Annotated in this window: 17 protein-coding genes and 2 pseudogenes; 10 read left to right on the top strand and 9 right to left on the bottom strand. The window is 72.8% G+C overall.

Going from position 1 to position 18,743, the window contains the following annotated elements; translation table 11 throughout:
• On the bottom strand, positions 1 to 1,449 hold the full coding sequence (gene zwf / locus NOCJ54_RS0113515; protein ID WP_028655913.1) for a glucose-6-phosphate dehydrogenase: 1,449 nt from the start codon (positions 1,447 to 1,449) through the stop codon (positions 1 to 3).
• Between zwf and NOCJ54_RS30595 the strand changes: the two are divergent.
• A pseudogene (locus NOCJ54_RS30595) lies at positions 1,443 to 1,877 on the top strand (RNA polymerase sigma factor); the annotation flags it as partial. The gene zwf and the pseudogene NOCJ54_RS30595 sit on opposite strands and share 7 nt — an antisense overlap.
• Before the next feature lie 232 nt (positions 1,878 to 2,109).
• Entirely contained in the window at positions 2,110 to 2,580 is a 471-nt protein-coding gene (locus NOCJ54_RS0113500) for a hypothetical protein (protein WP_028655911.1), read from the top strand.
• On the opposite strand, the gene NOCJ54_RS0113495 is transcribed toward NOCJ54_RS0113500, so the two are convergent.
• Entirely contained in the window at positions 2,568 to 3,080 is a 513-nt protein-coding gene (locus NOCJ54_RS0113495) for a TetR family transcriptional regulator (RefSeq protein ID WP_028655910.1), read from the bottom strand. The two genes, NOCJ54_RS0113500 and NOCJ54_RS0113495, sit on opposite strands and share 13 nt — an antisense overlap.
• Positions 3,081 to 3,180: 100 nt before the next feature.
• On the opposite strand from NOCJ54_RS0113495, the gene NOCJ54_RS25790 reads away from it, so the two are divergent.
• The 7 genes from NOCJ54_RS25790 to bioD all read left to right on the top strand — a co-directional run bounded on the left by NOCJ54_RS25790 (position 3,181) and on the right by bioD (position 9,447).
• Complete coding sequence (locus NOCJ54_RS25790; protein WP_051485835.1) at positions 3,181 to 3,780, top strand: biotin transporter BioY; 600 nt, start codon at positions 3,181 to 3,183, stop codon at positions 3,778 to 3,780.
• Positions 3,777 to 4,487 carry an energy-coupling factor ABC transporter ATP-binding protein gene (locus NOCJ54_RS25785; RefSeq protein ID WP_036517968.1) on the top strand — a complete coding sequence of 237 codons (711 nt, stop codon included), beginning with the start codon at positions 3,777 to 3,779 and terminating at the stop codon, positions 4,485 to 4,487. Before NOCJ54_RS25790 ends, NOCJ54_RS25785 begins: the two co-directional genes overlap by 4 nt.
• Before the next feature lie 3 nt (positions 4,488 to 4,490).
• Positions 4,491 to 5,102: an energy-coupling factor transporter transmembrane component T family protein gene (locus tag NOCJ54_RS0113480; protein WP_028655909.1), complete on the top strand. Its 612-nt coding sequence runs from the start codon at positions 4,491 to 4,493 to the stop codon at positions 5,100 to 5,102.
• A 95-nt stretch (positions 5,103 to 5,197) separates the two neighbouring features.
• Positions 5,198 to 6,265, top strand: a complete 1,068-nt coding sequence (gene bioB / locus NOCJ54_RS0113475; protein WP_028655908.1) for a biotin synthase BioB — start codon at positions 5,198 to 5,200, stop codon at positions 6,263 to 6,265.
• Between the two features lie 16 nt (positions 6,266 to 6,281).
• Positions 6,282 to 7,598, top strand: coding sequence for an adenosylmethionine--8-amino-7-oxononanoate transaminase (locus NOCJ54_RS0113470; RefSeq protein WP_084255194.1), 1,317 nt, complete (start codon positions 6,282 to 6,284; stop codon positions 7,596 to 7,598).
• Positions 7,595 to 8,722, top strand: coding sequence for an 8-amino-7-oxononanoate synthase (locus NOCJ54_RS0113465; RefSeq protein ID WP_028655906.1), 1,128 nt, complete (start codon positions 7,595 to 7,597; stop codon positions 8,720 to 8,722). The genes NOCJ54_RS0113470 and NOCJ54_RS0113465 overlap by 4 nt, the downstream gene beginning before the upstream one ends.
• Positions 8,719 to 9,447 (top strand): dethiobiotin synthase, encoded by a 729-nt coding sequence (gene bioD, locus NOCJ54_RS0113460; protein WP_028655905.1) that lies wholly within the window; start codon positions 8,719 to 8,721, stop codon positions 9,445 to 9,447. Before NOCJ54_RS0113465 ends, bioD begins: the two co-directional genes overlap by 4 nt.
• A 296-nt stretch (positions 9,448 to 9,743) precedes the next feature.
• Here bioD and NOCJ54_RS30715 read toward each other — a convergent pair.
• The 4 genes and pseudogenes from NOCJ54_RS30715 to NOCJ54_RS0113430 form a co-directional block, all read right to left on the bottom strand.
• Positions 9,744 to 10,346: pseudogene (locus tag NOCJ54_RS30715) on the bottom strand (hypothetical protein); the annotation flags it as partial.
• A gap of 56 nt (positions 10,347 to 10,402) precedes the next feature.
• Positions 10,403 to 11,482 carry a hypothetical protein gene (locus NOCJ54_RS0113440; protein WP_028655904.1) on the bottom strand — a complete coding sequence of 360 codons (1,080 nt, stop codon included), beginning with the start codon at positions 11,480 to 11,482 and terminating at the stop codon, positions 10,403 to 10,405.
• A gap of 125 nt (positions 11,483 to 11,607) precedes the next feature.
• On the bottom strand, positions 11,608 to 13,032 hold the full coding sequence (locus NOCJ54_RS0113435) for an amidase (RefSeq protein WP_028655903.1): 1,425 nt from the start codon (positions 13,030 to 13,032) through the stop codon (positions 11,608 to 11,610).
• 22 nt (positions 13,033 to 13,054) lie between these two features.
• Complete coding sequence (locus NOCJ54_RS0113430; RefSeq protein ID WP_028655902.1) at positions 13,055 to 13,609, bottom strand: NAD(P)H-dependent oxidoreductase; 555 nt, start codon at positions 13,607 to 13,609, stop codon at positions 13,055 to 13,057.
• Between the two features lie 74 nt (positions 13,610 to 13,683).
• On the opposite strand from NOCJ54_RS0113430, the gene NOCJ54_RS0113425 reads away from it, so the two are divergent.
• Positions 13,684 to 14,274, top strand: a complete 591-nt coding sequence (locus NOCJ54_RS0113425; RefSeq protein ID WP_028655901.1) for a TetR/AcrR family transcriptional regulator — start codon at positions 13,684 to 13,686, stop codon at positions 14,272 to 14,274.
• Positions 14,275 to 14,282: 8 nt separating this feature from the next.
• Here NOCJ54_RS0113425 and cimA read toward each other — a convergent pair whose 3' ends face one another.
• Genes cimA through NOCJ54_RS0113410 form a run of 3 tightly spaced genes read right to left on the bottom strand, consistent with a single transcriptional unit; the run spans position 14,283 to position 18,044 of the window.
• Positions 14,283 to 15,890: a citramalate synthase gene (gene cimA, locus NOCJ54_RS0113420; RefSeq protein WP_028655900.1), complete on the bottom strand. Its 1,608-nt coding sequence runs from the start codon at positions 15,888 to 15,890 to the stop codon at positions 14,283 to 14,285.
• Positions 15,891 to 15,929: 39 nt separating this feature from the next.
• A complete protein-coding gene (locus NOCJ54_RS0113415; RefSeq protein WP_157514903.1) occupies positions 15,930 to 17,633 on the bottom strand; it encodes a serine/threonine-protein kinase in 1,704 nt (567 codons plus the stop codon).
• Between the two features lie 9 nt (positions 17,634 to 17,642).
• Positions 17,643 to 18,044: an MmcQ/YjbR family DNA-binding protein gene (locus NOCJ54_RS0113410; RefSeq protein WP_028655898.1), complete on the bottom strand. Its 402-nt coding sequence runs from the start codon at positions 18,042 to 18,044 to the stop codon at positions 17,643 to 17,645.
• Positions 18,045 to 18,743: the final 699 nt, after the last annotated feature.

Below are 18,743 nucleotides of genomic sequence, written 5' to 3'. Positions count from 1 at the left end.
TCAGCCGCCCAGCGCGTTCGGGTTGCGCCACTGCCGCTCGAAGGGCAGCCGCCACGCGTAGGGCGCGACCAGCTGGTGGATCTGGTTCGGCCCCCAGCTGCCCTGGCGGTAGGGGCGCACGATAGGCGGGTTCTCGAGCAGCGGCTGGGAGACCTCCCACAGCCGCTCGATGCCCTCGGCCGAGGTGAACAGCGTCTGGTCGCCACGCGCGGCGTCGTAGATGAGCCGCTCGTAGGCCTCCAGCACCGAGCCCGCCCACGACGTGTCCGTCATCGAGAACTGCATCGACAGCTTGTCGAGCTTCATCCCCGGCCCCGGCCGCTTGCCGTAGAAGGACAGCGACATCTTCGCCTTGTCGGCCAGGTCGAAGGTGAGGTGGTCGGGGCCGTGGTCGCCGACGCCGGAGTTCTTGGGGAACATCGAGCGCGGCGGCTCCTTGAACGCGATCGAGATGATCCGCGCCCCCTCGGCCATCCGCTTGCCGGTGCGCAGGTAGAACGGCACACCCGCCCAGCGCCAGTTGTCGATGAAGCACTTGAGCGCGATGAAGGTCTCGGTCTCCGACTCCGGAGCGACGCCCTCGATGTCGCGGTAGCCCTGGTACTGCCCGCGCACGACGTTGGCCGGGTCGATCGGCACCATCGAGCGGAAGACCTTGTTCTTCTCCTCGTTGATCGCGTCCGGCGCGAGCGACGTGGGCGGCTCCATCGCGGTGAAGGCGAGCACCTGGAAGAGGTGGGTGACCACCATGTCCTTGTAGGCGCCGGTCGACTCGTAGAAGTCCGCACGCTGCTCGAGGCCGAGCTCCTCGGGCACGTCGATCTGGACGTGGTCGATGTTGTTGCGGTGCCAGATCGGCTCGAAGAGGCCGTTAGCGAACCGGAAGGCGAGGATGTTCTGCGCGGCCTCCTTCCCGAGGAAGTGGTCGATCCGGTAGATCTGCGACTCGTCGAAGGTCTTGTGCAGCTCGTGGTTGAGCGCCTTCGCGGAGGCCAGGTCGACGCCGAACGGCTTCTCCATGATGATCCGGGCGCCGGCAGCGAGGTCGGCCTCGTCGAGCGTCTTCACCACCGACAGCGCCGCCTTCGGCGGCACGCTCAGATAGTGCAGGCGCACCCGGTCGCCGTCCCACTCCGACTCCGCCTTCTCGACAGCGGCCCGCAGTCCCGAGGCGCCCTCGCCGCCCGGCGCCCAGTGCAGCAGCTTCGAGAACTCCGGCCACGCCGCCATGTCGCCGTCGTCGCCGGAGAACTCCATGACCGCCTCGTGCACGAACTGCACGAAGGACTCGGTCGTGTGGTCGTCGAGCGAGGTTCCGATGATCTGCAGCTCCGGGAGCAGGCCGCTCTCGAAGAGGTGGAGCATGCCGGGGAGCAGCTTGCGCCGCGCCAGGTCCCCCGTCGCGCCGAACAGGACCACGGTCACGGGCTTCTGCTTCTTCGATGCCATGTCGTCCACATTGCCTCCCGGATGTTTCAGGGACAACAACCCTGCCGGACCGGCGCGTCCTGGAAAAGAGTCCCGGGTGCGGTGGGAACCCGCGGGGCGCGTCGGACCTCGTCATCTCGTCAGGGACGGCTCGGCGTCCTCCACCACCCACGAGGAGGCCCCCATGTCCGCTCGAAACCTCGGCGTCGCAACCAGCATCACCTTCACAGCCGGCTCCTGATGCGGGACGGTTGATCGGGATGGCGGTGGTGCTGGTGGACGACCGGGACGAGGTGCGCGACCTCGCGGGGCTCTACGCCGCGTCGTACCGTCGGCTGGTCGTCCAGATGTTCGCGATCTGCGGCGACCTCGCTGACGCGGAGGACGCCGTGCAGGAGGCCTTCATCACGGCCCTGCGCAAGCGCCGCACCCTCGAGGCGGTGCAGAACCCCGAGGCCTGGATCCGGACGGTGGCGCTCCACCGCCTTCACCGCGGGTGGCGGCACCGCGGCGTCGTGCGCCGCCACCAGGCCGAGGCCCGGCCGCCTGAGCCGTCGGACGACGTCGGCCCCGAGCACGTCGCCCTGGTGACGGCCCTGGGCCAGCTCGACCCCGGTCAGCGCGAGGTGGTGTGGTCGGTACCGCATCGCGCTCGGGGACACCCTTGCCCTCGACGTCAGGGTGCCCGACGACACCTACGCCCACGACGACGGCCTCTTCCTCGCCAACGGCCCCGTCATCCTCAAGACGGAGCTGGCCGGTCCTGGGTACGGCGTCCCCCGGGACCGCTGCGGCACCGGCCCGGTCGTCCCGGTCGGACCGACCGTCGACGACCTCGTCGACGCGATGCGGGAGCAGACGGCGTACTACGCCTCCGAACCGCAGCCGGTACGCATCGGCGGGGCCAGCGGCACCTACCTGGCGATCCAGCTGAGGCCGGCGCCGAGGTGCAAGGGCGACGTGCGGATGCCGGGGACCAACGCAACCACCGTGGCGCTCCCTCCGATGTCGCTCGGGCGCTGGTGGATCCTCGACGTCGACGGCCAGCGCGTCGTCGTCCAGCAGAATTGCACCTGCGGCAACGCACCGATGGACCGGCTGGCCAGGATGCCGCGAGGCATCACCTTCGCGACGACGGGTCAGGACGGGTGACCGGGCGGGTGGTCGAGCCGCTGCCGCAGCCCGTCGAGCACCAGGCCCAGGCCGAGCGCGAAGTCGGCGTCGGTGGCGTCCTCGTGGGCGAGCACGTGGCGCAGCAGGGCGCGGGCACCGACGCGGGCGAGGTCCTCGTCGGCGCCGGCGCGCTCGAGGGCGGAGCGCAGCGGCCGCTCCAGCGGCTCGGCGTCGGCGCGGTGCACCTGCGCGATGAGGGCGGCGCCGTCGCGGTGGCGGCGCATCGCGTCACGCAGCGCCAGGCAGGCCAGGTGCAGCTCGGCGTCCCAGGCCACGATCTCGGCCGGCCGCCGGCCGCGGCGCAGGATCTCGTCGGCGACGGCCTGCAGCAGCGCGTCCTTGCCCGCGAAGTGGTGGTAGAGCGCACCGGGCTGCACCCCGAGGTCGGCGGCCAGCTTGCGCATGGTGAGGCCGTCGATGCCCCGCTCGTCGAGCATGCCGATCGCCCGCTCGACCACGTCCTGCCTGCGGTAGCGCACCTGGCTCCCTCCTCCGGTTTGACCCGATTCTGCCGTCAACGTAACCTGAACACCGTTCAGTAGGCGCGGCCACCGAGCCGCCGCACCCCGGAGAGTGGCCATGACCCGTCGTACCCCCACCACCGACGTCGCGCTCGTCGCCGGCTTCGCCGCCCTGATCGCCGTGTGCGCGATCCTCCCGGACATCAAGACCGGCGTGGGCGTGCCCTACTCGCTGCAGACCCTCGGCGTGCTGCTCGCCGGCGCCGTGCTCGGCCCGGTCCGCGGCTTCCTCGCCGTCGTGCTCTACCTCGTCGCGGGCCTGGTGCTGCCGATCTACTCCGGCGGGGCCTCCGGTGCGGCGCACTACAGCGGCGTCACCGCCGGCTACCTCGTCGCGTTCCCGCTGGCGGCCGCGCTGTGCGGCTACCTCGTGCACCGCAACCGGGAGCGGGCGACGGAGTTCACCCTCGTCTTCACCTGCGGCCTGCTCAGCAGCTTCCTGTTCATCCACACGCTCGGCCCGCTCAACCTCGCCTGGCGCGCGGACCTCAGCCTCAAGGAGGCGTTCGTCTACGACACCGCCTACTTCCCCGGCGACATCCTCAAGAACGTCGTGATGGCCCTCGTCGCCACCTCGGTGCACCGCGCCTTCCCGGACCTGGTCGCCCGCCGGGCACGTCGGCCCGAGGGCAACGAGCTCGCCGTCGAGCCCGCGTGAGCCGGATCCAGCTCGAGCAGGTCGTCGTCCGGGCCGCCACCCCCGGCGGACCGGTCCCCGAGGTCACCGTCCTGCAGGAGACCACGCTCGACCTGACCGAGCGACGGGTCGCGCTGATCGGCCCCAACGGCTCCGGCAAGTCCACCCTCGCCCGGCTGGTCAACGGCCTGGTCGAGCCGACGTCGGGGCGGGTCGTGGTCGACGGCCTCGACGTGGCCCGCAAGGGCCGGCAGGTACGACGCAAGGTCGGCTTCGTCTTCACCGACCCGACTGCCCAGCTGGTCATGCCCACGGTCGTGGAGGACGTTGCACTCTCGCTGCGCCACCGCGTCAGGGACAAGCAGGAGCGCACCGCGGCGGCGCTGGCGGTGCTGGCGTCCTACGGGCTCGAGGAGCTCGCCGACCGCAGCGTGCACACGCTGTCCGGCGGGCAGCGCCAGCTGCTCGCGCTCGCCGGCGTGCTCGCCACCGCCCCGGCGGTCCTGGTCGCCGACGAGCCGACCACCCTGCTCGACCTGCGCAACGCGCGCCGGATCAGCGACCTCTTGCTCGGCCTGGACCAGCAGCTGGTGCTGGCGACCCACGACCTCGACCTCGCCCTGCGCTGCGACCGCGCGCTGCTCGTCGAGGGCGGCGCGGTCGTCGCCGACGGCGACCCGGCCGAGGTGGTCGCGGCCTACCGCGCGAGCGTCGAGCGGACGGTCTGAGCCGTGGCGTTCAGCCCGATCGGCGACTACCAGCCGGGACACTCGGTGCTGCACCGGCTCCCGGTCGGCACCAAGCTGCTGGGCATGGTCGCGCTCAGCGTGGTGGCCGTGGTGTTCCGCGGCCCGGAGACCACCACCGGCCTGCTCGTCCTCGCCGTCGCACTGTGCGTGGTCGCGGGCGTGCGCCTGGGCCGGGCGGTCCGGGCGCTGCGCGGGATCCTCATCGGCATGGCCCTGCTGGCGGCGTACCAGACGTGGCAGCGCGGCGCCGAGCACGCCTTCGTCGTCGTGGGCGCCTTCGTCGCGCTGGTGCTGCTGGCGACGGCCTTCACCACCAGCACGTCTGTCGAGAGGATGATCGACGCGATCACCCGCTGGCTCGGACCGTTCCGCCGCTTCGGCGTGCGCCCCGACCTCGTGGCGCTGGCGTTCTCCCTGATGATCCGCGGCATCCCGCTGACCCTGGAGATCGCGGGCGAGACCCGCGACGCCGCGCGGGCGCGCGGGCTGGAGCGCAGCCCGCGCGCCTACCTCACCCCGCTGGTCATCCGCGTGGTCGCCCACGCCCGCGCGACCGGCGACGCGCTGCACGCACGCGGCATCGGCGACGACTGAGCCCCGGACGGATCGTGGCGCCGGCGGACGATCCGGGGCTATCCTCGCCACCTGAACACTGTTCAGTTAGCCGCCTCGCCCGCTAGGAGCAGCCCATGACCACCACCGACTTCGACGCCCTCGCGACCCACATCCTCGAGGGCGGGCAGGCGAGCGAGGACGAGGCGCTGGCCGTGCTCCGCGCCCCCGACGCCGAGCTGATGTTTCTCGTCGCGGCGGCCGGCCGGCTGCGCCGCGCGCACTTCGGCAACACGGTCAAGGTCAACTACCTGGTCAACCTCAAGTCCGGCCTGTGCCCGGAGAACTGCAACTACTGCAGCCAGGCGATCGGGTCGCAGGCGCCGATCCTCAAGTACTCGTGGCTGTCGAAGGACGAGGCGCTGCGCCAGGCCGGCGCCGGCCTCCACGGCGGTGCCAGCCGGGTCTGCATGGTCTCCTCCGGCCGCGGCCCCTCCGACCGCGACATCGACAAGGTCGTGGAGATGACCGAGGCGATCAAGGAGGAGTACGACGGCGTCGAGGTCTGCGCCTGCCTCGGGCTGCTCGAGGACGGGCAGGCCGAGCGGCTCAGGGCGGCCGGCGTCGACGCCTACAACCACAACATCAACACCGCCGAGTCGAACCACGACAACATCGTCCAGACGCACACCTACGACGACCGTGTCGACACCATCGGCAAGGCGAAGTCGGCCGGCCTCTCCCCCTGCTCCGGCCTGATCGCCGGCCTCGGCGAGACCGACGAGCAGCTCGTGGAGGCCCTCTTCGCGCTCAAGGCGCTCGACGCGGACTCGATCCCGGTCAATTTCCTGATGCCGTTCGACGGCACGCCGTACGAGAACACCTGGGAGCTCTCCCCCACCCGCTGCGTGAAGATCCTCGCGATGGCGCGCTTCGTGTGCCCCGACAAGGAGATCCGCATCGCCGGCGGCCGCGAGATGCACCTGCGCAGCCTGCAGGCCACGGCGCTGCACGTCGCGAACTCGATCTTCCTCGGCGACTACCTCACCTCCGAGGGCCAGGACGCCCGCGCCGACCTGGAGATGCTGCGCGACAACGGCTTCGTCATCCTCGGCGCGGAGACCGCCTTCGAGGACGGCAGCCTCGACCTCGGCCCGTCCATCCGTCGCCGCGGCGCGGGCACGCAGGTGCCGGCCAACGCCTGAGTCACCGGTCCGTCCCGTGCCCGCCGCCCCCACCGCCGCCCCCACCGACGCCGCCACCGAGCTGCTGGCGTTCGACCGCGAGCACCTGTGGCACCCCTATACGTCGATGACGGAGCCCACCCCGGTCCGCCTCGTGACCGATGCCTGCGGCGCGCAGCTCACCCTCGGCGGCCCGTACGACGGCCGCGAGGTCGTCGACGGCATGTCGTCGTGGTGGTCGGCGATCCACGGCTACCGCCACCCGGTCCTCGACGCCGCGCTCGCCGAGCAGGCCGCGTCGTTCTCGCACGTCATGTTCGGCGGGCTGACCCACGCCCCGGCCGTCGAGCTCGGCCGCCGGCTGGTCTCGATCACGCCGGAGCCGCTGCAGCGGGTCTTCCTCGCCGACTCGGGCTCGGTGGCGGTCGAGGTCGCGATGAAGATGGTGCTGCAGCACCAGCGCGGCGCCGGCCGCCCCGACCGCACCCGGATGTTGACCGTCCTGGGCGGCTACCACGGCGACACGTTCGACTGCATGAGCGTCACCGACCCGGTCGGCGGCATGCACGCGATGTGGCGCGGCCTGCTGCCCGAGCAGGTCTTCGCGCCGCGACCGCCGGGCGCCGGCGCGGGCGCGGCCGAGGTCGGGGCGTGGGCGCGCACCGTCCGCCGCATCGCCGACCGGCACCACGACGAGCTCGCGGGGATCATCGTCGAGCCGCTGCTGCAGGGCGCCGGCGGGATGTGGCCGTGGCCGGTCGCTTGCCTGCAGGTGCTGCGCGACGTGGCCGACGAGCACGGCCTGCTCCTGGTGCTCGACGAGATCGCCACCGGCTTCGGGCGCACCGGCCCCCTCTTCGCCAGCGAGCTCGTCGTCCCCGACCTGCTCTGCGTCGGCAAGGCGCTGACCGGTGGCTACCTCACCCTCGCGGCCGTGCTCACGACCGACGAGGTCGCGCGCGGGATCTCCGCCAGTGAGGCGGGCGTGGTCATGCACGGCCCGACGTTCATGGGCAACCCCCTGGCGTGCGCCGTCGCGAGCGCCTCGATCGACCTGCTGCTCGGCCAGGACTGGGCGGGCACCGTCGAGCGGATCGGCGCCCGGTTGCGGTCGGGGCTCGAGCCGCTGCGCGGCACCCCCGGCGTGGCCGACGTGCGCAGCATCGGCGCGGTCGGCGTCGTCCAGCTGGACCGGGAGGTGGACGTGGTGGCGGCCACCGAGGCGGCGATCGAGGCGGGCGTGTGGTTGCGGCCCTTCCGCGACCTCGTCTACGCGATGCCGCCCTACGTCATTGCGGACGACGAGCTGGACAGGCTCGTCGCAGGGATAGGAGCGGCGGTGCGTGCGGGATGAGCAGGTGGCTGGACTGGCTGGCCGACGAGGCGGCGCGACGCGAGGAGGCCGGGCTCACCCGGCGGCTGCGCGAGCGTCCGGCCGACGACGCGACGACCGACCTCGCCGGAAACGACTACCTCGGGCTCACCCGCGACCCCGCCGTCCGGCAGGCCGCGGCGGACGCCGCACTGCGGTGGGGCGGCGGTGCCAGCGCGTCGCGGCTGGTGACCGGCACGCTGTCCCTGCACGGCGAGCTCGAGCGGGAGCTCGCCGACTACCTCGGCCAGCCGGCGGCCCTCGTGCTGTCCACCGGCTACCACGCCAACCTCGCCCTGGTGACCGCGCTGGCGGACCGCACGACGCGGGTCCTGTCCGACGCGCACGTCCACGCCTCCCTCGTCGACGCGGTGCGGCTCTCCCGGGCGCGCCTCACGGTGGTGCCGCACAGCGACGTCGGCGCGGTCCGCGCCGGCCTCGTCGAGGCCGCGTCCGCCGGCGAGCGGGCGCTGGTGCTCGTGGAGTCGGTCTACTCCGTGCTGGGCGACGCCGCTCCGCTGGTCGAGCTCGCCGACCTCTGCGAGCGGTACGACGCCCTGCTGGTCGTCGACGAGGCGCACGGCCTCGGCGTGCACGGCCCCGGCCTGGTCGCCGCGCTGGGCCTGGCGGGACGTCCGCACGTCGTCGTCACCGCGACCCTGTCGAAGTCGCTCGGCAGCCAGGGCGGTGCCGTGCTCGGCCCGGCCGCGTTGCGCGAGCACCTGGTCAACCGGGCCCGGCCGTTCATCTTCGACACCGGCCTGGCGCCGGCGCCGACCGCGGCGGCGCTGGCCGCACTGCGCGAGGTCCGCCGCCGACCGGAGCTGGGCGCGACGGTGCGGTCCCGGGTCGCCGCCCTCGCCGAAGCGCTCGGCGTCGTCGCGCCCGCCGGGGCCGTGCTGTCGGTGCCGATGTCCTCGCCCCGCGCCGCCGTGGCCGCCCAGGCCGCCGCCCTCGACGCCGGCCTGCGGGTCGGCTGCTTCCGCCCGCCGTCGGTGCCGGACAGGACCTCGCGGCTGCGAGTCACCGTCACCGCGGGCGTGCCCGACGACGACTGGACGCGCGCCGTCGACACCCTGGTCGCCCTCGTGAAGGAGCACCAGTGACGCGCGTCGTGGTCGTCACCGGCACGGACACCGGCGTCGGCAAGACGATCGCCACCGCCACGCTCGCGGCCCGCGCGGCCGCCGACGGCGAGCGGGTGCTCGTCGTCAAGCCGGTGCAGACGGGCATCGGCGGCCCGGACCCGGACGTGCCCGACGTCGAGGTGGTGCGCCGCCTGGCCGGGGTCGACGCGGTGCAGCTCGTCGGGCTGGACGAGCCGCTGGCGCCGGACACCGCCGCCCGCCGCCAGCAGGTGCGCATCCCGACCGTGCGCGAGCACGTGGTCAGGATCCGGGAGCTCGTCGCCGAGGGGCAGCACGACCTCGTGGTCGTCGAGGGTGCGGGCGGCCTGCTGGTCCGCCTCGACGCCGAGGGCGGCACTCTGCTCGACGTCGCCCGCGACCTCACCTTCGCGCTGCGCCGCCGCGGCGCGGACGGGGTCGTGTCGTCACCGGTCGAGGTCGTCGTGGTCGCCGGCGCCGGGCTGGGCACCCTCAACCACACCGAGCTCACCGTGACCGCACTGCGCGCGGTCCAGGTCGAGCCGGCAGGGCTGGTCATCGGCGCGTGGCCCACCGATCCCGGGGTGGCCGAGACGTGCAACCGCACCGACCTCACCCGGCTCACCGGGGTGCCGCTCGTCGGCGTCATCCCCGCCGGCGCCGGCGAGCTGGCCCCCGCCGAGTTCGCCGCCCGGGCCCGGGCCTGGTGGCCCGGACCCGGGTGACGGTCCCCGGTCGCGCGGTGGCAGACGTCAGCCGTTCTGCTTGCCCTTGCCCTTCCCGGTCCCGACGAGGCGGAACTCGTAGGGGCGTCGAGCACGGTGAGGTCACCGGACGGCTGGTTGGTGATGATCACCGTGATGGTGTCCTTGCCGCGCAGGCACTGGGTGTCGAAGCCGGTCTGGTGGATCTGGTCGCCCTCGAACCGGTAGACGTGCAGCCCGCCGTCGACGATCTCCCCGGCGCTGGTACGCCCCGGGGTCAGGTCGCAGCCGGACACGACCTGCGCGGTCCAGTTGTTGTCCTGGGTGGCCGTGGTGTCGAGCCAGGTCGTCGAGCTGACCCCGACGGCCGCCCCGTCGACGGCAACCGAGTCGACGAACCAGCCGGTGTCGAGGTACGCAGCGTCGGTCGAGTAGCGGAACCGGACGTCCGTCGTACCGGCCGGGAGTGCCGCTTCCGCTTCGAGGTAGGTCGGCTCGTCGACGAAGTAGGCGCCACCGGAGGTCCCGGTGATGCCGTTGCCCTCGGTGTTGTTGCCGTGCGGGTCGTCGTCGGTCGTGATGGTCGCGCCGCCCGAGGTCACCGGGACGGTCTGCCACTCGCCGCCGACCAGGGCCTCCACGAAGCCGTAGTCCCAGCCCTCCTCGATGAAGTACCAGGTCCAGAACGACAGCGTGTCGCCACCGGCGTAGTCCACGTCGAGGACGTGGTCCGACTGGCTCTCGTAGCCGCCCCACCAGTGCGTGTCGCCCTCGTGCGGGACGACCTGGGTGCTCGGCGTGCCGGTGAGGTCGAGGGTGAAGTTCGGGCCCGGGTTGCGGAAGGTCTCGTACGAGAGGCCGAACGGGATCGCCGTCTGGTCCGGGACGTTGCCCTTGCGGACCCACTTCTGCGGGTTCATGTTGCCCTGATACTGGCCGCGGCCGTCGTAGAAGACCTCGTTGCCCCAGTCGATGGTCAGCCCGCCGAGCTCGGTCTGCATGTCGATCGCCTTGACGTCGAAGAGGTCACTGCCCTCCACGTCGGCGTCGATGGCGACCGCCCAGTTGTTGTAGACCTCCAGAAGTCCGGGACGTCACCACCGGTCTGGGCGTTGAACGCGTCGATCGCCGCCTGCACGCCCTCGACGCCGTTGGCCTGCTCCTCGAAGATCATCTTGATCAGCAGGTCGCCGCCCGCGCCGTCGTACTCCAGGTCGGGCGTGTAGGTGCCGTCACCGTTGCCGCCCGCCTGCTCCCAGAGGTACTGGAAGAAGGTGTACGCCGCGCCGTAGTTCTCCGGGCCGCCGCCCCACCGCGTCAGCGAGGTCTCGCGGTGGAACACCTGGTGGTAGTAGGTGTGCCCGGTGTTCGTGCCGTAGTCGTTGAGGAAGATTGCGAAGTCGGCGAGCCCCTCGTCGACCCAGGACAGCTCGCCGGGGTCGGAGTAGTTCATCAGCAGGTGCTCGACCTCGTGGGCGACCGTGCCCTGGTACTGCTCGAGGCGGAGCGACCACTGGAAGGAGTCGACGGTCACCACGTTGATGCCGTAGGTGTCGAGCAGGTCGGGCGCGAAGTAGCCGGCCGTGTAGGTCGTCTCGGCGCAGTCGTAGAAGGACTCGTCGGGCACGTTGTAGGCCAGCAGCACGAACGGGGCGTCGCTGCCGATCGGGCCGAAGTGAGCCTCGTCGACGGAGATGATCGACTCGATGGACTCGCCCATGGCGGCGATCTGCTCGGGCGTGATCACGTGCTCGTCACCGTCGGTGCACGGCGTGAACTCGTCGTCGGGGTGCGGGTCCCAGCCCTGGGAGATGCCGGGCACGGGGTTGTCGGGCGTCGCGGTCGCCGAGTCCTGCCAGCCGACCGGGGCGTAGATGTAGACGTCGCGACCCGAGGCGGTGGTCGCCTCGAAGGCCTTGTCGAAGTCGAGGTCGAAGTTCCCCCCGGCCGCCGAGTCGTTGAGCGTGAGCGTGATGGTCTGGTCCCCGACGGTCCACGCGGACGCCGGGCTGGGGAGGCCGACGAGCAGGCCAGCCGTGAGGAGTGCGGCACCCAAGCCGCCGAGACTGCGAAGACGCACGGTGAGTTCCCTTCCTGGGGTGGCCTTCGCACGCTAGACCCGACCGTCGGCCGAGCGCCAGAGTCTCCTGCGAAAATGCCTCGGAACCGTGGGTCTTGCGGCTACCAGAGCGGCGGGCGGCGGTCCTTCCACGGCGCAGCGGCCTCCACCTGCGCGGCCAGCGAGAGGAGGAGCTCCTCCTCGGCCGGGCGCGCGGCGAGCATCATCCCGATCGGCAGGCCCTCGCTGCCCTGGTGCAGCGGCAGCGAGATCGCGGGCATGCCGGTGACGTTCCACGCCGAGGTGAAGGGGGTGAACCGCTTCTGCGCCTCGAAGTCGGCGGCCGGGTCGGCGTCGTCGCGGATCGCACCGACCGGCAGCGGCAGCGTGGCCAGCGTCGGGGTGAGCACGGCGTCGTACGGCGCCAGCGCGACCAGCGCCTCCGCCGCGAGCCGACGGAGCTGGCCGATGGCGAGCCCGAACTCGGGTCCGGAGACGGCGGCACCGCGCTCCCCCAGCCAGCGGGTCAGGGGCCGCAGCAGCGCCTGCTGCTCCGGGGTCAGGGTCACCGTCGAGAGCGCGGTGAGCACGGCCCAGCAGGTCTCGAAGACCGGCACCGCATCGGCGGGGATCGGCACCGGGATGCCCTCGACCTGGTGGCCCAGCGAGGTGAGCAGGGCCGCGGTGTCGTCGTACGCGCGGCGGACCTCGGGGTGCAGCTCCACGTCGGCGATGACCGGCTGCTCGAAGCAGCCGATGCGCAGCCGACCCGGCTCGCGGCCGGTCGCCTCGAGGAAGGTGCCGGCGGGCTCGGGCGCCCAGCTCGGGTCACCGGCCCGGCGCCCGGCCAGGACGTCGAGCAGGGCGGCCGCGTCGGCGACCGTGCGCGCGATCGACCCGGACGTGGCGAGGCCGACGGGGTCGCCGTACATCGGGAAGCCGCTGATCCGGCCGCGGGTCGGCTTGAGCCCGACCAGCCCGCAGCAGGCGGCAGGGATCCGGATCGAGCCCCCGCCGTCGGACCCGTGGGCCACCGGCACCAGGCCGGCGGCGACGGCGGCGGCGGCACCACCGGAGGACCCGCCGGCCATCCGGGTGGTGTCCCACGGCGTGACGGCCGGCGGACGGCCCTCCGGCTCGGTGTAGCAGGGCGAGCCGAACTCCGGCGTGCTGGTCTTGCCGAGGCTGACCAGCCCGGCCTCCTCGATCGCCAGCGTGACTGCGTCGGAGACCTCGGGCACGTAGCCGGCGAACGCCGGGGAGCCGAACGCGGTGGGCACCCCGCGGGTCAGGTTGAGGTCCTTGATCGCCGTCGGCACGCCGGCCAGCGGCGAGGCACCCTCCCCGACCGGGCCGACGGCGGCGACCTCGTGGGCACGGCGCCGGGCGGCATCGGGGTCGAGGAAGGCGAACGCGCCGTCGACGTACTCCCTGGGGAGACGCGCGGCGCGTTCGAGGTAGTGGTCGGTGAGCTCGACGGGGCTGATCACGCCGGAGCGGATCAGGGCTCCCTGCTCGAGGGCGGTCAGGTCGTGAAGTTCGGCCACGACCTGACCGTAGCCCCTGGGCTCAGGCGGCCGAGACCGCCGGCGCGGCCTCGACGAGGGTGTTCAGCGCGGACAGCAGCTTCGCGCGGACCTCGGGGTCGGTGGTGGGGTCGACGTCGATCGCCGACTGGGAGACGGTGACGTCCTCGACCACGAACGCGCCGGCGATGCCGGCCGATCGCGCGGTGTCGCCGTGGGCCCACTTGCCGCCGTACGGCGTGGGCGTGGCACCGATGACGCCGAACGGCTTGCCGACGACGGCGCCGGCGCCGTACGGGCGGGAGAGCCAGTCGATCGCGTTGTTGAGCACGGCCGGCATGGTGCCGTTGTACTCCGGGGTGACCGCGAGCACGCGGTCCGCGGTGGCGACGCGCTCGCGGAGGGCGGCCGCAGCGGCCGGGGCGTTCTCACCGTCGATGTCCTCGTTGTAGAACGGGACCTGGTCGAGGCCGTCGACGATGTCGAGCGTGACGCCCTCGGGCGCCTCGTCGCGGAGGATCTCGGCGATCTTGCGGTTCACGGAGTCGGCGCGGAGGCTGCCGACGAGCACGGCGATGCGGGTGTTGGTGCTGGTCATGACGGGCTAAACGGACCGTGGTCCGCTTCCATTCCTCATTCTTCCGACTTTTTTCCACCTAGGGTGGGGGCACCATGACCAGGGAGCTCCCGCTGCTCGACGCGGCCCCCCGCGAGCGCCGGGACGCCGCTCGCAACCGCCGCGCGCTGCTCGACGCGGCGGTGGCGCTGATGCGCGACGGCTGCGGGGTCGAGGCGATCACCATGGACGCCGTCGCCGCCCACGCCGGCGTGGGCAAGGGCACCGTCTTCCGCCGGTTCGGGAGCCGCGAGGGGTTGATGGCCTCCCTGCTCGACCACCGGGAGGCGGAGTGGCAGGCGGCCGTGATCAGCGGTCCCCCGCCCCTCGGCCCCGGCGCGGAGCCGATGGAGCGGCTGCTCGCCTTCGGCCGCGCCCGGATCCGCCTCCACCTCGAGCAGGGCGCGCTCATCGAGGCGGCCGGGCGGACGTGGGGCGAGAACCACGCGGTCGTGGGCTTCGCCACCATGCACGTGCGGCTGCTGCTCCAGCAGCTCGGCGTGCGCGGCAACCTGCCCTACCTCGCCACCGCCCTCATCGCCCCGCTGAGCCTGCCGTTCCTGCGCCAGCAGGTCGAGCACCTCGGCATGACCGAGGAGCAGGTCCACCACGCGTGGACCGAGCTGGTCCACCGCGTCGTGGGGTGAGTCCCTGCTCAGTCGACGTGGTGCTTGAGGAGGCCGTAGGTCAGCCCGTCCATCAGGGCCTCCCACGAGGCCTCGATGACGTTGGCGCCGACGCCGACGGTGACCCACGACGACTCACCGTCGCTGGTCTCGATGAGCACCCGCGTGATCGCGTCGGTGCCGTGGCCCTGGTCGAGGATGCGGACCTTGAAGTCGATCAGCTCGAACTTCGCGATCTCCGGGAACGCCTGGCCGATCGCGGTGCGCAGCGCCTGGTCGAGCGCGTTGACCGGGCCGTTGCCCTCGCCGGTGACGACGTAGCGGACGTCGGCGGCCTTGAGCTTCACGGTCGCCTCGGAGACCGCCTCCTCCCCCGGACGGGCGTGGGTGAGGGTCTCGGTGATGACGCGCCAGCTCTCGACCTCGAAGTACGACGGCCGGTGGCCCTCGGCCTCCTCGATGAGCAGCAGCTCGAAGGACGCGTCGGCGGCCTCGAAGGTGTAGCCGCGCGACTCCATCTCCTTGACCCGCGCAGTCACCCGGTTGACGACCTCGGGGGTGCCGGAGAGGTCGAAGCCGAGCTCCTTGCCCTTGAGCTCGATCGAGGCACGGCCGGCCATCTCGGAGACCAGGAGCCGCATGTCGTTGCCGACGGCCGCCGGGTCCATGTGCTGGTAGAGGTCGGGGTCGACCTTGATCGCGCTGGCGTGCAGGCCGGCCTTGTGCGCGAAGGCGCTGGTGCCGACGTAGGGCTGCCGCGCCGAGGGCGGGACGTTGGTGACCTCGGCGACCGCGTGCGCGATCCGCGTGGCCTCGGTGAGCAGGCCCGGCGGCAGCACCTGGCGGTCCAGCTTGAGCTCGAGGTTGGCGACGACGTTGACGAGGTCGGCGTTGCCGGTGCGCTCGCCGTAGCCGTTGATGCAGCCCTGCACGTGGGTCGCGCCGGCATCGACGGCGGCGAGGGTGTTCGCCACGGCCAGGCCTGTGTCGTTGTGGCAGTGGATGCCCACGCGGACCTGGGCGGTCTCGATGACGTCGGCGACGACGTCGGCGACCCAGCCCGGCAACATGCCGCCATTGGTGTCGCACAGCGCGATGACGTCGGCGCCGGCGTCGTACGCCGTCCGGAGCACCTCCAGGGCATAGCTGCGGTCGAGGCGGTAGCCGTCGAAGAAGTGCTCGGCGTCGAGGAACACCTGCTGCCCCTCGGCGCGCAGGTGGCTGACGGTGTCGCGGACCATCGCGAGGTTCTCCTCGAGCGTGGTCCGCAGCGCCTTCTCGACGTGGCCGACGTGCGACTTCGCGACGAGGGTGACGACGCTGGCCCCGCTGTCGCGCAGGGCGGCGACGAGCGGGTCGTCGGCGGCCTGCACGCCGGCGCGGCGGGTCGCGCCGAAGGCCGCGAGGCGGGCGTGCTTGAGGTCGAGCTCCTCGGCCGCGCGGCGGAAGAACTCGGTGTCCTTGGGGTTGGCGCCGGGCCAGCCGCCCTCGATGTAGCCGACGCCGAGGCCGTCGAGGTGGCGCGCGATGGCGAGCTTGTCGGCAACGGTCGGGTTGAGGCCCTCCTGCTGCATGCCGTCACGCAGGGTCGTGTCGTAGACGTGGAAGGCGCCGTGGAGGTCGAGCTGCTCGTTCATCGCGCCTGCAAGTCTGTCACGTCTGCGGGCCGGTCCGGCTCACAGTCCGAAAGGCCCGCTCTCCCACGGCGTCCAGCTCACGCCGTTGCCGGCGACCAGCACCCCGAGCAGCGCCGCGACGGCGAGCAGCCCGGCACAGGTGAACAGCCACGGCAGGGTGCTGCGGCAGGTCGGGTGGAGGACCCGCGACACCGGCGAGCGGAAGCGGCTCGAGCCCGGCCCCGACCACAGCGCGACGCCGAGGGTCGCGCCGCTGGCCATCAGGGTGCTCGGGACGTCGAGCGCGAGGGCGTAGCAGATCAGCCCGACGGCGAGGCCGAGGCCGGCGCTCCACGTGACCAGCACGACCGTGCCGGTGATCGCGCGCAGGAAGTGCCACGGGCTGGTGACCAGCCAGCGCAGACCGTCGTACCACTTCGCGCCGCGGACGCTGCGGCGCAGCGCGACGGCGGAGGTGGCCAGCGACCCGGCGCGCAGCAGCCAGACCGCCAGCACGACGGTGAGGCAGGCGACCCACGGCGCCGCGGCGAACCCGGCGCCGAGCGCGACGGCACCCGCACCGACACCCACCCAGCGGCGGATCCGCTCGGGCAGCGGCGGCTGGGCGACGGGCGCGAAGGGTGCGTCCGGGTCGTAGCCGTTGGCCTCGTCCCACTCCTGCTCCATCCGCTGCACCGCGTCGACCGGCGGGGGCGGGTCCTGGCGCAGCGTGGGCGGGACCGGGCTGACTGGGCCGACCGGGCCGGCCGGGCCGGCAGGCAGGGTCGGGCCGGTCGGCAGGGTCGGCGGCGTGGCCAGCGGCGTCGCGGGAGGCGGCGGGGGCGGCGGCGCGTCGTGACCGGCCAGCGCCAGCGGCAGGGTGAAGTCGTCGTCGACCGGCGCCGGGCCGTCGTCGAAGAGCACGCCCGGCGGCGGGACGGGCGGGAGCTCCGGGCGGGTGCTCAGCGGCCGCAGCCAGGCGAGCAGCTCCTCGAGCAGCGGTCGCTCGAGCGGGTCCGGGTGCAGCCCGGCCGCGAGCACGTCGGCCAGCGGCTTCTCGATCCCGGAGAGGTCGTGCTGGCCGCGCCGGGTGCGGTCCATGATCGCCATCGCCGGCCCGCGGCCGTACGGCGCCCGCCCGGTCGCGGCGTAGGCCACCGTCGCCGCCCACGCGTGCACGTCGGCGGCGGGAGTCGCCTCGTCGCCGTACAGGATCTCGGGCGCGAGGTAGCCCGGAGTCCCGAGCAGCCAGCCGGTCTGGGTGATCCGCACGTCGTCGGCCACCCGGGCCAGCCCGAAGTCGATGAGGATGGGCGTGCGCCCCTCCATCAGCACGTTGCCCGGCTTCACGTCGCGGTGCAGGACGCCGACCGCGTGCACCGCGGCCAGGCCCTCTGCGAGGCAGCCGGCCAGCCAGTGGAGGTCCGGCCCGTCGACCGGTCCCTCCGTCGCGACGTGCTCGTGCAGCGAGAGGCCGGGCACGTAGCGGGTGACGACGTAGGGCACCTCCGCCCACGGGTCGGCCGCGAGCATCTCCGCCACCCACGGGCTGCGCACCCGGGTCAGCGAGCTGACCTCGCGGGCCAGCCGCTCGCGCGCCTCCCGGTCGCCGACGACCTGGGGCCGCAGCACCTTGAGCGCCACGCGCCGCCCGTCGGAGCCGCGCGCGAGGTGGACGATGCCCATGCCGCCCTCGCCCAGGCGGGTGAGCAGGGTGTAGTCCCCCACCCGCGCCGGGGCGCTGCTCTCGGGTCGCGTCGTCACGACTGGAGGCTACCGCCGGGCATCGAGCTCTGCGACGAGGCGCCTCGGCGCGACGCGCCGGTACGACGCGTCGACCAGCTCCGCGACCTCCTCCCAGTCGACGTCCGGCGCGGCCAGGTCGAGCGCCCGGGCGCCGGACGACCCGTAGTAGGCCGGCACGAAGAACCGCTCGTCCGCGTCCAGCGCCGGCAGGTCCACCTCGTCGGGCGTGACGATCAGCGCGCACGGCACCATCCGGTGCTCCCCCGGCCGCACCTTCTCGCTGCCGCCGAACACCGCGAAGATCTTCCCCGCCCGGAACGTCGGCCGCCCGTGGCTGACCTTCTCCTCCACCCCCGGCAGCGCGAGGCAGATCTCCCGCAGCCGCGCCAGCCCCGGGTCGTCGTCGCTGAACATGATCGGATGCGCCACGGGGCCAGTAGACCATCAGGCGTGGACGTCGTCGACGCACTCGGTTGCGCAGGGACACCGTCTTGAGCGGCAGCGACGAGGAGGTACGGCGGGTGGCTGGGACCGCCGGTCGGCCTGCGGTTGCGTAGGTGGGGCTGGAGTGGCCTCGCCGGGCGTCGGCCTCCCGGTGGTTGAGGTGCGACGAGCGCCAGCGAGGAGCCTCGAAACCACCGCGCCATCAAGGCGGACTGGCTCGGTGGTTGAGGTACGACGAGCTTCCGCCGGCCTCCCGGTGGTCGAGGTGCGACGAGCGCCAGCCCCCGGTGGTCGAGGTGCGACGAGCGCCAGCTCCCGGTGGTTGAGGTGCGACGAGCGCTAGCGAGGAGCCTCGAAACCACCGGCCTTGAAGGCGGGCTGCGGATCGTAGATCCTTGGAGAATCCCCAGTCCACAGGGCTCTTCTGACTGATGTGTGGGCGAGTTTCGTCGTCTTGAGAGGCCGCACGCCGCTTCCTGTCTAAGTTTCTGAGCTGTCGAGGAACAGGAACCAAGCGCAGGAGAACGGCGTGCGTGATCTCAGCCTATGGCGGGCAGTGTTCGGGATCGAGAAGACCGTGATCGAAGACATCGATCACGACCCGGAAGTCGGTGTCGTGGTGAGCGTCCGTGCGGCGGCTCGGGAGCGCGGCAGGTGCGGTCGATGTCGGCGGCCCGCAAAGGG

The organism is Nocardioides sp. J54 (assembly GCF_000519005.1).
Classification (GTDB): domain Bacteria; phylum Actinomycetota; class Actinomycetes; order Propionibacteriales; family Nocardioidaceae; genus Nocardioides.
This window is presented reverse-complemented; position numbering and strand designations above follow the sequence as displayed.

What these genes read in the sequence shown, in the direction of transcription:
- NOCJ54_RS0113465 (WP_028655906.1), top strand. Translation starts at nt 7,595, where the DNA reads ATGAGCAGGTGGCTGGACTGGCTGGCCGACGAGGCGGCGCGACGCGAG.
- bioB (WP_028655908.1), top strand. Translation starts at nt 5,198, where the DNA reads ATGACCACCACCGACTTCGACGCCCTCGCGACCCACATCCTCGAGGGC.
- NOCJ54_RS25790 (WP_051485835.1), top strand. Translation starts at nt 3,181, where the DNA reads ATGACCCGTCGTACCCCCACCACCGACGTCGCGCTCGTCGCCGGCTTC.
- NOCJ54_RS0113425 (WP_028655901.1), top strand. Translation starts at nt 13,684, where the DNA reads ATGACCAGGGAGCTCCCGCTGCTCGACGCGGCCCCCCGCGAGCGCCGG.
- cimA (WP_028655900.1), bottom strand. Translation starts at nt 15,890, where the DNA reads ATGAACGAGCAGCTCGACCTCCACGGCGCCTTCCACGTCTACGACACG.
- zwf (WP_028655913.1), bottom strand. Translation starts at nt 1,449, where the DNA reads ATGGCATCGAAGAAGCAGAAGCCCGTGACCGTGGTCCTGTTCGGCGCG.
- NOCJ54_RS0113430 (WP_028655902.1), bottom strand. Translation starts at nt 13,609, where the DNA reads ATGACCAGCACCAACACCCGCATCGCCGTGCTCGTCGGCAGCCTCCGC.